This window comes from Variovorax sp. OV084 (assembly GCF_900111625.1).
Classification (GTDB): Bacteria; Pseudomonadota; Gammaproteobacteria; order Burkholderiales; family Burkholderiaceae_C; genus Variovorax.
In genome coordinates, this window is sequence record NZ_FOII01000012.1 from 1 (window position 1) to 13,447 (window position 13,447).

13 protein-coding genes are annotated in these 13,447 nt (G+C 64.0%); 7 read left to right on the top strand and 6 right to left on the bottom strand.

All coding sequences use genetic code 11. The features are described from left to right. Nucleotides 1–211 precede the first annotated feature (211 nt). On the bottom strand, nt 212–1,090 hold the full coding sequence (locus BMW87_RS24265; RefSeq protein WP_256216889.1) for a hypothetical protein: 879 nt from the start codon (nt 1,088–1,090) through the stop codon (nt 212–214). Nucleotides 1,091–1,753: 663 nt separating this feature from the next. On the opposite strand from BMW87_RS24265, the gene BMW87_RS24270 reads away from it, so the two are divergent. From BMW87_RS24270 to BMW87_RS24280, 3 genes are read left to right on the top strand one after another with little or no spacing between them, the layout of a single operon-like run. Next, nucleotides 1,754–2,335: a TRAP transporter small permease gene (locus tag BMW87_RS24270; RefSeq protein ID WP_093079112.1), complete on the top strand. Its 582-nt coding sequence runs from the start codon at nt 1,754–1,756 to the stop codon at nt 2,333–2,335. Next, a complete protein-coding gene (locus tag BMW87_RS24275) occupies nt 2,332–3,630 on the top strand; it encodes a TRAP transporter large permease (RefSeq protein WP_093079115.1) in 1,299 nt (432 codons plus the stop codon). The genes BMW87_RS24270 and BMW87_RS24275 overlap by 4 nt, the downstream gene beginning before the upstream one ends. A 39-nt stretch (nt 3,631–3,669) precedes the next feature. After that, nucleotides 3,670–4,707, top strand: a complete 1,038-nt coding sequence (locus BMW87_RS24280) for a DctP family TRAP transporter solute-binding subunit (protein ID WP_093079117.1) — start codon at nt 3,670–3,672, stop codon at nt 4,705–4,707. A 27-nt stretch (nt 4,708–4,734) separates the two neighbouring features. Here BMW87_RS24280 and BMW87_RS24285 read toward each other — a convergent pair whose 3' ends face one another. Next, on the bottom strand, nt 4,735–5,700 hold the full coding sequence (locus BMW87_RS24285) for a GlxA family transcriptional regulator (RefSeq protein WP_093079120.1): 966 nt from the start codon (nt 5,698–5,700) through the stop codon (nt 4,735–4,737). A 108-nt stretch (nt 5,701–5,808) separates the two neighbouring features. On the opposite strand from BMW87_RS24285, the gene BMW87_RS24290 reads away from it, so the two are divergent. From BMW87_RS24290 to BMW87_RS24305, 4 genes are all read left to right on the top strand, one after another. Beyond that, the gene (locus BMW87_RS24290) at nt 5,809–6,639 is read left to right on the top strand and encodes a dienelactone hydrolase family protein (protein ID WP_093079122.1); all 831 of its coding nucleotides are present in this window, start codon (nt 5,809–5,811) and stop codon (nt 6,637–6,639) included. A gap of 312 nt (nt 6,640–6,951) precedes the next feature. Continuing rightward, complete coding sequence (locus tag BMW87_RS24295) at nt 6,952–7,938, top strand: nucleoside hydrolase (RefSeq protein ID WP_371127393.1); 987 nt, start codon at nt 6,952–6,954, stop codon at nt 7,936–7,938. Between the two features lie 158 nt (nt 7,939–8,096). Next, the gene (locus tag BMW87_RS24300) at nt 8,097–8,912 is read left to right on the top strand and encodes a class I SAM-dependent methyltransferase (RefSeq protein ID WP_093079125.1); all 816 of its coding nucleotides are present in this window, start codon (nt 8,097–8,099) and stop codon (nt 8,910–8,912) included. A gap of 129 nt (nt 8,913–9,041) precedes the next feature. Continuing rightward, nucleotides 9,042–10,085 (top strand): alpha/beta hydrolase family protein, encoded by a 1,044-nt coding sequence (locus BMW87_RS24305; protein ID WP_093079127.1) that lies wholly within the window; start codon nt 9,042–9,044, stop codon nt 10,083–10,085. 57 nt (nt 10,086–10,142) lie between these two features. Here BMW87_RS24305 and BMW87_RS24310 read toward each other — a convergent pair whose 3' ends face one another. The 4 genes from BMW87_RS24310 to BMW87_RS24325 form a co-directional block, all read right to left on the bottom strand. Next, nucleotides 10,143–10,880, bottom strand: a complete 738-nt coding sequence (locus BMW87_RS24310; protein ID WP_093057334.1) for an amino acid ABC transporter ATP-binding protein — start codon at nt 10,878–10,880, stop codon at nt 10,143–10,145. Nucleotides 10,881–10,923: 43 nt separating this feature from the next. Further along, a complete protein-coding gene (locus BMW87_RS24315; protein WP_093057309.1) occupies nt 10,924–11,613 on the bottom strand; it encodes an amino acid ABC transporter permease in 690 nt (229 codons plus the stop codon). Nucleotide 11,614: 1 nt separating this feature from the next. Further along, nucleotides 11,615–12,346, bottom strand: a complete 732-nt coding sequence (locus tag BMW87_RS24320) for an amino acid ABC transporter permease (RefSeq protein ID WP_093057308.1) — start codon at nt 12,344–12,346, stop codon at nt 11,615–11,617. A 98-nt stretch (nt 12,347–12,444) separates the two neighbouring features. Beyond that, entirely contained in the window at nt 12,445–13,344 is a 900-nt protein-coding gene (locus BMW87_RS24325; RefSeq protein WP_093057307.1) for an amino acid ABC transporter substrate-binding protein, read from the bottom strand. Between the last annotated feature and the right edge of the window lie 103 nt (nt 13,345–13,447).

Sequence of the window (13,447 nt, forward strand, 5' to 3'; positions counted from 1 at the left end):
GGCGTAGACGCGACCAATCCGAAACTTCCATCAGGTTGCGAGCTGTATCCGCGTCGCGCGACCTTCTTGCGCGTTATCACACGGCCTCCAGCGATAGCAGTCTTCTAGATTCCCGCAGCCCCGTCGAACTCAAGCCCGGTCTGTGGGGGCAGCGTTGACCTGAAGAAACCCTGGAAGCTTGTGAAAGCAAAGCTGCGATGTTCGACGAGCTCTACCGCTCTACCCGCTCTCTGAAGACAAGGTCACCCGGGTTGCGTTTCGGCTTCTTCAGTTCCACTCGCCTCAGGATAAGGTGGATGGTGGACAGGTACACATAGAACATCCAACTCAACCAGAGGTTGGCTTCATAGTCGGTCTTCTGCTTGTCGTTGTGGTGCCGAATCATGAAATTGTTGGCGATGTTGAACAGGTCCTTCTCATCATTAGACGTGATCGCCTCAGACATTTTCGGGCGCAGTGCTTCCAGCACACCCGCCAGATCAGACACGGCATGCCGCCGAACATCGAGGGATGCGCCGTGACGACGATATTCGTTCACCGCTGCCTTGACCCTAGCGGTGATGGTCTTGTCGTCGGTAGGGACAGTAGCATCAAGTAGTTGCTCAAAACCGCTGGGCGCTTGGCGGAGGATCAGGCCATCGGCAGACAACTCGAACCGATGTTCGTAGAGCGCAAGTAAATCGTTGACCCGTTTCCGAAATTTCTTCTGCCCTGCTTCCTTGTCGAAGGTCTCCCAATGCATGCCGCATTGGTCATAGCTATGCATGCTGCCAGTCAGGGGTTTGGAGACGTGGTCGAACAAGAACTCGATCATGTCGAACAGATCGTCTTCCGAATATCCAGGCGCCTTGTCGGCAATTGGCCACAGGTCGGGCTTCCGCAGCGTCATCAGGACGGTGAACTCTACGTCCACCAACTTGCCCTTCACGTCATGCATGTCCACGCACCAGAAACCGAATTGCTCGTGCGTGTAACCCTCTTCTCGAAGCTGCTCATAGAGCCGCACGAAGAGACCATTAGTGGTCTTCAGGTCGAACCCGTTGGTGCGCGGATTGATCCCGGTGCGGATCGAGTAAGGGACTTTGGCCATGCCCAATTATCGGCGTCCAAAACTTATCCACTGGGAGGCTGCCCGTAATGATCAGGACGTTTCCATTGCCGGAGAACAGATCAAGTACATGGAGCGTCGTCCGGCTACCGATGGAACGCACCACCAGAATGATGGCGGCTACTGCTCACAGATCGCTCACCGCGATCCGTAGGTGTCGATTTTCTGGGTTAAAGGGCCCTCGACCATCATTGGACCGACTGAAGTCGCCTCGCATTTCCCCCCACTGGACCGGCCCTTCACTTGACGGCCAACTGGTGCCGTTCCACAACCGGTCTCGAAACAGACTTCCCGGTCCGCTTCGTTGAATTTCCGCAATCAGTCTGACGCGAACATTGAACGCAGTCATACCAACGACCGCAGCCGACACCAGCCCTTCGGACTTCTGCGTATCCACCGCCCATCTCTCACGAAAGCTCAGCGGTACGCCCCCCGCACGTCCATCTGCAATCCGCCGCAGCGGTCGAACCGCCAACCTCACAGCCGCACTCACCGTGCACAGGCCCTGAAAGCCGCTCTGCAGGCCCCGCAGCTAAGGAAACCCCCGATACATGAGTGGTCATCGACCACCTAGCATCGAAGGCTGTTCCCTGTCGAGGTGTACCGGACGCGTCCCGCCGTTCGTGCCTCACTGACCATCCTGCGATGACAACTCCACCCGAGTCCGGCCCCACGCTGGACGCCGCCAGCCCCCTTCCCCCCGACATCGAAGCAGCCGACGAACCGACCAAAGTTCCCCTTGCCATCGAAGACTGGCTCACGGTCATCATCATGGGCGCGCTGGCGCTCATCACCTTCGCCAACGTCATCGTTCGCTACTTCACCGACTCGTCCTTTGCGTGGACTGAAGAGTTCTCGGTGTTCCTCATGATCATGCTGGCGCTGGTGGCCGGCTCGGCCGCTGTGGCGCGCGACCGGCACATCCGCATCGAGTACTTTTCCGAAAGCGGATCGATGGCGCGGCGCAAGCGGCTCGCGCAGTTCGGCGCGCTGATGATCGCCATTCTGTTCACGCTCATCGGCGCACTCAGCATCCGCATGGTGTGGGACGACTTCCGCTTCGAGGAGACAACGCCTGGCATCGGGCTGCCCGCGTGGTGGTATTCGATCTGGCTGCCGATCGTGTCGTTCGCCATCGCGTTGCGCGCGGTGGGCCTCATGATCCGCCGCGGACGCAAGACGAACTACGGCTCGGACACCAAAGAGAGCAAGGACGACACCAAGTGATCGCCACCCTGCTCTTCGTCGCCTTCGTCGTGATGATGCTGGTGGGCGTGCCCATCGGCGCGGCGCTGGGCCTTGCAGGCGCCGCCTGCATCGCACTGGCCAACAGCGACGCCCAATGGTTCGGCCTGCTGGCCGTGCCGCAGAACTTCTATGCGGGCCTGGGCAAATACCCGCTGCTGGCCATTCCGATGTTCGTGCTGGTCGGCTCCATCTTCGACCGCTCGGGCGTGGCGCTGCGGCTCGTCAACTTTGCCGTCGCCATCGTGGGCCGCGGCCCCGGCATGCTGCCGCTGGTGGCGATTGCGGTGGCGATGTTTCTCGGCGGCATCTCGGGCTCGGGCCCGGCCAACGCGGCCGCAGTGGGCGCGGTGATGATCGCGGCCATGTCGCGCGCCGGCTACCCTGCCGCCTTCTCGGCCAGCGTGGTGGGCGCTGCAGCGGCCACCGACATCCTGATTCCGCCATCGGTTGCCTTCATCGTGTACTCGGTGCTGGTGCCCGGTGCCTCGGTGCCTGCGCTGTTCGCGGCCGGCATGATCCCCGGCGTGATGGCCGGCCTGGCGCTGATGATTCCGGCCGTGATGCTGGCGCGCAAACACAAGATGGGTGCACTCGAAGCCACGCTGCCGCGCCCGCCGTTCTGGAAGAGCTTTCGCGAAGCGACCTGGGGGTTGGCCGCGCCCGTGCTCATCCTCGGCGGCATGCGCGCGGGCTGGTTCACGCCGACCGAGGCTGCAGTGGTGGCGGTGTTCTACGGCCTGTTCGTGGGCATGTGCATCCACCGGACCATCAAGGTGCGCGACCTGTTCGTGATCTTGCGCGAGTCGGGCGAGCTCTCTGCCGTGATCCTGCTGGTGGTGTCGCTGGCGGGCATCTTCGCGTACTCGCTGTCGACGCTGGGCGTGATCGATCCGGTGACGCGCGCCATCGTGAATTCGGGCCTTGGCGAGTACGGCATCCTGGCGCTGCTGATACTGCTGCTCATCACCGTGGGCATGTTCCTCGACGGCGTGTCGATCTTCCTGATCTTCGTGCCGCTGCTGCTGCCCATCGTGCAGTACTACAAATGGGACCCGGTGTGGTTCGGCGTGATCCTCACGCTGAAGGTGGCGCTGGGGCAGTTCACGCCGCCGCTCGCGGTCAACCTGATGGTGTCGTGCCGCATCGCCAAGGTGCGCATGGAAGAAACCGTGCGCTGGGTGGGCTGGATGCTGTTCTCGATGTTCGTGGTGATGGTGCTGGTCATCATCTTTCCCGAACTCGCACTCTGGCTGCCGCGCAAGCTCGGCTACTGATTTTTGTCCCGTCTCAGAACCATAAGGAGAGCCCTCATCATGAAATTCCGCCGCACCCTTCTCGGCCTCGCCGCCGCAGCAACCGCCCTGGGCATGTTCTCGACCGGCGCCATGGCGCAAGCCGCCTACAAGCCCGAATACAAGATGTCGCTGGTGCTGGGCCCGCCCACGCCCTGGGGCCAGGCCGGAAAGATCTGGGCCGACATGGTGAAGGAGCGCACCCAGGGCCGCATCAACATCAAGCTGTACCCCGGCGTGTCGCTCATTCAGGGCGACCAGACGCGCGAGTTCAGCGCGCTGCGCCAGGGCGTGATCGACATGGCCGTGGGCTCGACCATCAACTGGTCGCCGCAGGTCAAGCAGCTCAACCTCTTCTCCATGCCCTTCCTGATGCCGGACTACGCGGCGATCGACGCGCTCACGCAGGGCGAGGTCGGCAAGGAGATGTTCAAGACGCTCGACAAGGCCGGCGTGGTGCCGCTCGCCTGGGGCGAGAACGGCTACCGCGAAATCACCAATTCGAAGCGGGCGATCAAGTCGCCGGCCGACGTCAAGGGCATGAAGATCCGCGTGGTCGGCTCGCCCATCTACTCCGACATGTTCACCGCGCTCGGCGCCAACCCCACGCAGATGAGCTGGGCCGACGCACAGCCCGCACTCGCAAGCGGCGCGGTCGACGGTCAGGAGAATCCGCTGTTCCTGTTCACAGTGCTCAAGATGCAGAACGTGGGCCAGAAATTTTTGACCGCCTGGGGCTACGTGGCCGACCCGTTGGTGTTCGTGGTGAACAAGGAAATCTGGGCCTCGTGGACGCCGGCTGACCAGGCCATCGTGCGCCAGGCCGCCATCGATGCGGGCAAGGAAGAAATCGTCATCGCGCGCAAAGGCCTGATCGAAGCCGACAAGCCCCTGCTGAAGGAAATCGCAGGCATGGGCGTGACGGTGACCAGCCTCACACCAGCCGAACGCGATGCCTTCGTGAAGGCAACGCGACCGGTGTACGACAAGTGGAAGTCGACCGTGGGTGCCGACCTTGTTGCGAAGGCCGAGCAGGCGATTGCCGCACGCAAGAAGTAAGAGCAGGCACGGCGCATTGCGGGCGCATCAGCCTCGGTAGCGGCTCGGGTTCGCGCCCGCCATCTTCTTCATCAGGCGCCGCAACGCCGTGGCGTCCTGGTAGCCCACGGCGCCGGCCACCTGCTCGACAGTCATCCGGCTCGACTCGAGCAGCGCGCGGGCGCGCCGCAAACGCACGCTTTGCACCAGCGCCTGCGTGCTCCTGCCTATGGCCTTCTGGACGTGGCGCGACAGCGTGCGCTCCGACATGCAGAACTCGCGCGCCAACGCACTGACCGCGGGCGGATCGGGCAATGCCGATTCGACCCGCGCCGCCAGTCGCGCCACAAGATCGTTGCCGTTGGCCAGCACCTCCGGCACGATGAACGGTGCCTGCGCCTGACGCCCGTCGATCAGCAGCATGCGCGAGACAAGATCGGTGAGTGCGCTGCCGCAGCGCTCGCGCAGCAGATGCAGCATCAGGTCGGTCTGCGCGAACGCGGCGCCGGCCGTGACCACGGGTCCGTCGGAGCACACCATGCGGTCGACGTCGACGGTGCAGCCAGGCGCCATCTGCTTGAGCAGCGCCGAGTACCACCATGAAGTTGTCGCGCGCCGCCCCTGAAGCAGGCCCGCGGCATTCAGCAGGAACACCGCCGAGCACGAGGCCGCGACCTGCCCTCCGGCCTTCGCATGACGCACGAGGCCCGCGATGGCCTTGGCCGCGTCATCGCCGTCGAGGCACCGCCTGATCTCGCCCGGCGTGTTGAGCCCGAGCCCCGGCACCACCCACGTCGAGCGGTCGTCACGCGGTCGCACGGGCAGGCGCACAGTCTCCAGGCTCATACCGGCCTGCAACCGCACCGGGCCGCCCTGCACCGAGCACAGCCTCCAGCGCGGCGGCGCCACGCCGGCACGAGCGGCCACGGCCTGCGCGGCGCCCAGGATGTCGAGCGTGACCGCCACGCTGGAGTTGAAGGCGCCGGGCAGCACCAGAACGGTGAAATCGTGCATGTCTGATTCAGCCCTGAAACGGTCAAATTTGACACTGCCATTCTGGCGACGCGCGCGGCCCAATACAAGCTCATCCGCTTTCCCCGCGCCGTCCACGGCCGCACTCACATGACACCGACCCGCTCCCTGAACGAAGACGATCCGCTCGACGACTTCACCCCGCGCCAGATCACGCTCGACGGCATCGAGAAGAAGGTCTACCTGATGGGCCAAGGCCCCGCCGTGATCGTGATGACCGAGATGCCGGGCATCAGCCCGCACGTGGCACGCTTTGCACGCTGGGTGCGCGACGCGGGCTTCACTGTCTACATGCCTTCGCTGTTCGGCCGCGACGGCGCGGTGCCGCAGGCCGAGGAAGGCGCCGCCGTGTTCAAGCGCGCCTGCGTGAGCGCGGAGTTCCGCGCCTTTGCATCGAACGCATCGAGCCCGGTGACGCAATGGCTGCGCGCGCTCGCGCGGCTGGCGCATGAGGAATGCGGCGGCCCGGGCGTGGGCGCGATCGGCATGTGCTTCACCGGCAACTTCGCGCTCTCGATGATGATGGAGCCCGCCATGCTCGCGCCGGTGGTGTGCCAGCCTTCGCTGCCGCTGGACGACCCTGCCGGCACAAACGTGGCGGCCGACGAACTCGCGGCCGTGCGCCAGCGCCTGGAGCGCGAGGATCTGAGCGTGATGGCCTACCGCTTCGACGGCGACAGGTTCTGCAAGGCCGAGCGCTTCGCTGCGTTCTCTCAAGCACTGGGCGAGCGTTTTGTCGCGCGCGTGTTGCCCGACAGCGCAGCCAACCCGAACACGCCGCCCTTCTTCGCGCAGGTGGTGGCCAGCCCGCACAGCGTGGTGACGGCGCACCTGATCGATGAGGCGGGGCAACCGACGCTTGCTGCAAGGGACGAGATCCTGGCGTTCTTTGCGCTGCGGCTGCTGGATCGTCGGCGCTGAGCAAGCGGCGTTTTCACAACAGGCGGCCGACCTCTTCCTGGGCGTGTTTGCGCACTTTCCACTTCGGCCGCCCGCACGCGCTAACCCCTTGGTATGCGCACCGTTGCGAGCCCGTGCATCGCCACCGACAATGCACCCGCGATCCGATGCCGCGCCGCGAGATGCTCTGGCAGACTGACTTGCACAGCGCACTTCTTCGCGCAGCAAGGAGCCTCCTTCACCATGCATCCCAGGTCCACCGCATCGACCGTCGCAACAACACGGCCATCGCGCTTCGCGATCTTTTCGGTTCTTCTCGCAGCACTCGTTTTCTTGACCACCAGCTTCATCACCCCGAAGGCACATGCAGCCGATGCCACCGTGCACACGCTGATCATCGACACCGACCCCGGCGCCGACGACGTGATCGCCCTGCTGTTTGCCATGGCCTCGCCCGAGCAGTTGAAGATCCAGGCGCTGACCACCGTGGCCGGCAACGTGCAGCTCGCCAAGACCTCGCGCAATGCGCGCCTTGCGCGCGAGTGGGCGAAGCGGCCCGACATTCCGGTCTACGCCGGTGCGCCGCGGCCCCTGCTGCGCACGCCCATCTATGCAGCCGACATCCACGGCAGCGAAGGCATCACCGGCGTCAAGGTGCACGAGCCGAGCCAGCCGCTGGCCGATGGCAATGCGGTCGACTACCTGATCCGCACGCTGCGCGCGGCGCCCGAAAAAAGCGTGACGCTCGCCATGCTCGGGCCCGAGACCAACCTCGCGCTGGCACTGACGCAGGCCCCCGACATCACGCGCGGCCTGCGCGAGCTGGTGCTCATGGGCGGCGCGCATTTCAATGGCGGCAACATCACGCCGACGGCGGAGTTCAACGTGTTCGCCGATCCGCATGCGGCAGAGATCGTGCTCAAGAGCGGCGTGCCGATCACCATGCTGCCGCTCGACCTGACGCACAAGGTGCTGACCAGCCCCGAGCGCATTGCCAGGCTGCGCGGCATCGGCAACCAGGCAGGCAAGACGGTGGCCGACATCCTCGATGCCTATGTGCAGCACGACATGCAGTACTACGGCCTGCCCGGCGGCCCGGTGCACGACGCCACCGTGATCGCCTACCTGCTGCAGCCCTCGCTGTTCAGGGGCCGGAAGGTGAACGTGGAAGTCGACAGCCGCGAAGGGCTGGGCTTCGGCCAGACGGTGGTCGACTGGTACGGCGGTTTGAAGAAGCCCGCCAACGTGAACTGGATTGCCGAGGGGGATGCGCAGGGGTTCTTCGATCTGCTGACGCAGCGCATTTCCCGCCTGCCTTGAGCTGCATCGCCCCAGAACGACGTTGACGGCGGTGGCATGCGGGGCCACCATGGTGCACCGTCGCCAATGCCCGGCTAGGCGGCGGACTCGTCGGGGAGGCCTGCCCGCTCTGGAATAGGTGAGCAAACGCGCCATTTCAGGGCTTCCGAGGAGGTCTCATGGCTGAAAGCGACAAGGTGTTCGCAGGCTCGATCCCGAAGTTCTACGACACGCTGATGGTCCCCCTCATCTTCGAGGCCTACGCCACCGACATGGCAGAGCTTGTTGCGGCTTCCTCGCCCGGCTCGGTGCTTGAAACGGCGGCCGGCAGCGGTGTGGTTACGCGGGCGCTTGCGCCAAAACTCGGCGCTGGCGCGCGCTACGTGGTAACCGACCTCAACCAGCCCATGCTCGACTATGCAGCCACCCGGCAGGGGCCCGATGGCCGTATCGAGTGGCGGCAGGCGGACGCGCTCGCCCTGCCGTTCGAAGATGCATCGTTCGACGTTGTTTGCTGCCAGTTCGGCGCGATGTTTTTCCCCAACCGGGTTGCCGGCTACGCCGAGGCGCGTCGCGTGCTGAGGCCGGGCGGGCGCTTTGTCTTCAGCGTGTGGGACCGCATCGAAGAGAACGCCTTTGCCGACGACGTCACGAACGCCGTCGCCACGGTGTTTCCGCATGACCCTCCGCGATTTCTCGCCCGCACTCCGCACGGCTATCACGACACCGCACTGATCCGCGAGGATCTGGGCCGCGCAGGGTTCACCAACATCGGGATCGAGACGCGCGAGAAGCTGAGCCGCGCCCCCTCGGCACGCGACGTTGCCACCGCCTATTGCCAGGGAACGCCGCTGCGCAATGAAATCGAGACGCGCGACGCCACCCTGCTTCAGCTCGCTACGGAGCGCGCAACGGAGGCGATCGCCAGCCGCCATGGCAAAGAGGGCCCGGTGGCCGGCAAGATTCAGGCACATGTGATCGTGGCGGCGGGATAGCGGGGTTCCGGCGCGCGCTTCATCCGGTCATCTCGCGCCGCCTTTGGCGCACTTCATCGCATTCGCATGGCAGTTGCGCCGCGGCGCGGCAACCATGCGCACTCCATAACCATGTGATGGAGATCCGCGATGCGCACTGCCTTCTTCTTTCGCCAGCCCCTGCTGCTTGCCTCGGGCCTGCTGCTGTCCTTCCAGCTCCTGGCAGCCCAGGCCGGCTGGCGGCAGCTGCGCATTCCGGGCGACACGCCCGACGCCGCACCCACGGTGGTCGCGCTCTACTACCCGACGAAGGCGACCGAGCGCACGACGGCCATGGGCCCGTTCACGGTACAGGCGGCCATCCAGGCGCCGCCCGAGGACAAGTTCAAGGGATTGATCGTGCTGAGCCACGGTATCGGCGGCACCGAACTGGGCCACAGCAGCCTCGCCGAGGCCCTCGCGCGGGACGGCTACATGGTCGCGGCCCTTCGCCATCCCGGCGACAACTGGCAGGACGGGTCGCTGCTGCAGAAAGGCGGCAGCGTCTACTTCACCGAACGGCCACGGCAGGTATCGCGCGTGATCGACGCCTTGCTGCAAGACCCGCAGTGGAAGGATCGCATCGCCAGCGACGCCCAGGGCCTTCGCATTGGCGCGGTGGGGCATTCGGCCGGCGGCTATACCGTGCTGGCACTGGCGGGTGGGCAGGTCGACCTGTCGCGCATTCGCAGGCACTGCGAGAGCGAGCGCGAGGCCGATCCGGTTTTTTGCGGCGTGGGCCGGAACGCCCCAACGACGACTGGCTCGCCTGCTGCATCAGCATCGGTGCTGCCTTCGCTGCGCGACCCGCGGGTGCGTGCGGTCGTGCTGCTGGCGCCGGCGGGTGTTGTCTTCACGGCGTCTTCGCTGGCGGAGATCAGGATCCCGACGCAGATCTATGAGGCGGAGCTGGACCGGTTCCTCGTCCCGCGTTTTCACGCCGAATGGATTGCGCAGAACATGCCCCGCGCCGAACTCCACCGGGTTCCCAACGCCTGGCATTTCGCATTCATGGACACCCCGGCCAGCGCCATTCCAAGCGACGATGGAGACATCAGGAACGACCCGCCGGGCTTCGATAGGAAGGCCTTCCTGGCGCAGTTGGGCCTTGAGATTCCGGCCTTCTTCGACAAGGCATTGCCCGGTCGAGAATGAAAAAAGCCACGCTGCAGAACAGCGTGGCTTTTGACTTTCTTGCGCGGCAGCAGCGGATCAGTGCTGCAGGATCTTGTTCAGGAAGTCCTTGGTGCGCGGCTGGCGGTTTTCCGGGTGGCTGAAGAACTCGTCCTTCGGGCAGTCTTCCAGGATCTTGCCGCCCACGTCGATGAAGATCACGCGGCTCGCGACCTTGCGGGCGAAAGCCATTTCGTGCGTGACCACCATCATGGTCATGCCTTCCTTGGCCAGGCTCACCATCACGTCGAGCACTTCGCCGACCATCTCGGGGTCGAGTGCCGAGGTGGGTTCGTCGAACAGCATCACGATCGGGTCCATCGACAGCGCACGGGCAATGGCCACGCGCTGCTGCTGGCCGCCCGACAGCTGGCCCGGGAACTTGTCCTTGTGCGCCATCAGGCCCACGCGGTCGAGCATCTTCAGGCCACGGGTCTTGGCTTCGTCGGGCGTGCGGCCCAGCACCTTGATCTGCGCGATCGTGAGGTTCTCGGTCACCGACAGGTGCGGGAACAGCTCGAAGTGCTGGAACACCATGCCGACCTTGGAGCGCAGCTTGGGCAGGTTGGTCTTGGGGTCGTGCAGCGGAATGCCGTTGACGGTGATCTCGCCCTTCTGGAAGGGCTCCAGCGCATTCACGGTCTTGATGAGGGTGGACTTGCCCGAGCCCGAGGGCCCGCACACCACCACCACGTCGCCCTTGGAAATGCTCACCGAACAATCGTTGAGCACCTGCACCGGGCCATACCACTTGGATACGTTCTTGATTTCAATCATTTTTTCGGACATTTCTTTCTCTCCGGTTCAGCCACTCAAACAATCAGCGAATGATGGCGATCTTCTTGTGCAGGCGCTTGACCAGCCAAGAAAGGGCGTAGCACATGACGAAGTACACGACAGCCGCGAGCAGGTAGGCCTCGATCGGGCGGCCGAAGTTCTTGCCCGCGGTCTCGAAGCCCTTGAGCATGTCGTAGGCACCGATGGCGTAGACCAGCGACGTATCCTGGAACAGGATGATGGTCTGCGTGAGCAGCACCGGCAGCATGTTGCGGAAGGCCTGCGGCAGCACGATCAGGCGCATGTTCTGGCCGTAGGTCATGCCGACCGCCTGGCCCGCATTCACCTGGCCGCGCGGGATCGACTGGATACCGGCACGCATGATCTCGCTGAAGTACGCGGCCTCGAACGCCACGAAGGTGATCACGGCCGAGATTTCGGAGCGGTAGTTGGAGCCGACCGAACCGAACAGCGAGTAGAACGACGCCGGCACGAGCAGGAAGAACCACAGGATCACCATCACCAGCGGGATGCTTCGCATGCCGTTGACGTAGATGGCCGCCGGCGCATCGAGCCACTTCTTGCCCGACAGGCGCATGAGCGCCAGGATCGTGCCGAAGATCACGCCGCCGATCGTGGCGACTATCGTCAGCATGATGCTGAAGTAGAAGCCCTTGACGACGAAGTTGCTGATGACGTCCCAGTTGTAGAAGGACAGGTCGAGATTCATCATGTCAGTGTCCTCCGCCGCCCGCGCTTGCAGACACGATGAAGCCCGGCACGCGGGTCTTCTTCTCGATGAATGCCATGAGGCGGTTGATGATGAGGGCCGAGATCACGTAGCAGCCTGTCACCGCAAGGTAGACCTCGATGCCGCGCGAGGTTTCTTCCTGCGCCTGCATGGCGAACATGGTGAGTTCGGTGACCGACACGGCGAACGCGACGGACGAGTTCTTGAAGATGTTCATCGTCTCGCTCGTGAGCGGCGGGATGATGATGCGGTAGGCCATCGGCAGGATCACGTAGCGGTAGTACTGCACGGTGGTGAAGCCCACCGCCATGCCCGCATAGCGCTGGCCCTTGGGCAGCGCCTGGATGCCCGAGCGCACCTGCTCGGCGATACGCGCGGAAGTGAAGAAGCCCAGCGCCAGCACCACGAGGATGAAGCTCGGCACGCCCTTCATGACGGGGATGAGCGCCGGGATCACGTGGTACCAGAGGAAGATCTGCACCAGCAGCGGAATGTTGCGGAACAGCTCGACCCAGGCATTGCCCAGCCGCACCAGCCACGGGCTGTCGGGCAGCGTGCGGATGATGCCGATGAGCGAGCCCAGCACCAGCGCCACGATCAACGCCAGCAGCGCGACCGACACGGTCCAGCCCCACGCCGAGAGCATCCATTGAAGGTAGCTCGGATATTCCCCCCCGGGGTCTTGCAGGAATACCTGCCAATCCCAGTTGCCCATTTGTGTTTACTCCTTCTTCACCGTCTCTTCGAAAACCAGTCCCTTGAAAAGAAACGCCCACCGCGAAAGGTGGGCGTCATCACGCAGCGACGCGGCGCTTATTCCTTGGTGACGTAGTCTTCAGCAGGCTTGTCGTTCGGGTTGGCCCAAGCGTTCTTGGTGGCTTCGCCCAGCGGCAGGCCGATGGTCACGCCTGCGGGCGGAATCGGCTTGAGGAACCACTTGTCGTACAGCTTGGCGAGTTCGCCAGACTTGGCCTGTGCCTTGATGCTGTCGTCCACGGCCTTCTTGAAGGCGGCGTCGTCCTTGCGGATCATGATGGCGATGGGCTCGACGGCCAGCACGTCGGACAGGATCTTGTAGTCCTTGGGCGACTTCGACTTGGCGGCCAGTGCAGCCAGGATCGAGCCGTCCATCACGAAGGCGTCGGCGCGGCCGGTTTCGAGCAGCAGGAAGCTGTCGGAGTGGTCCTTGCCGTAGACCTCCTTGAAGGTCAGGTTCTCGGCGCGCTTTTGCTTGCGCACGGTCTGCAGCGGCGTGGTGCCGGTGGTGGTTGCAACCGTCTTGTCCTTCAGGTCGGCCAGCGAGTTGATGCCCGAGTTGGCCTTGACGACGATCTTGGTTTCTTCGACGTAGGTGGTCACGCCGAAAGCCACGTCCTTCTGGCGCGTGGCGTTGTTGGTGGTCGAGCCGCACTCGATGTCCACGGTGCCGTTCTGCACGAGCGGAATGCGGTTCTGCGAGGTCACGGGCTGGTACTTGACTTCGAGCTTCTTGCCGGCGGCCTTCTCGAGGTCCTTGATGATGTTGGCGCAGACGTCGTAGTGGAAGCCCGTGTATTGGCCATTGCCCAGTGTGTACGACAGGCCCGACGATTCACGCACGCCTTCGGTGATGACACCGGAAGCCTTGATCTTGGCCAGCGTGTCATTGGCTTGCGCCATCGCGCCGCCAGCGGCCAGTGCCGCGACTGCCAATGCCAATACTTGTTTTTTCATACGGAAAACTCCTGAGGGTGACTGAAACAGATACAACTAAATTCTAGACATTTACATTTTGCGTGATACCCGGACCAACCCGGTGCATACACACACACGCTGC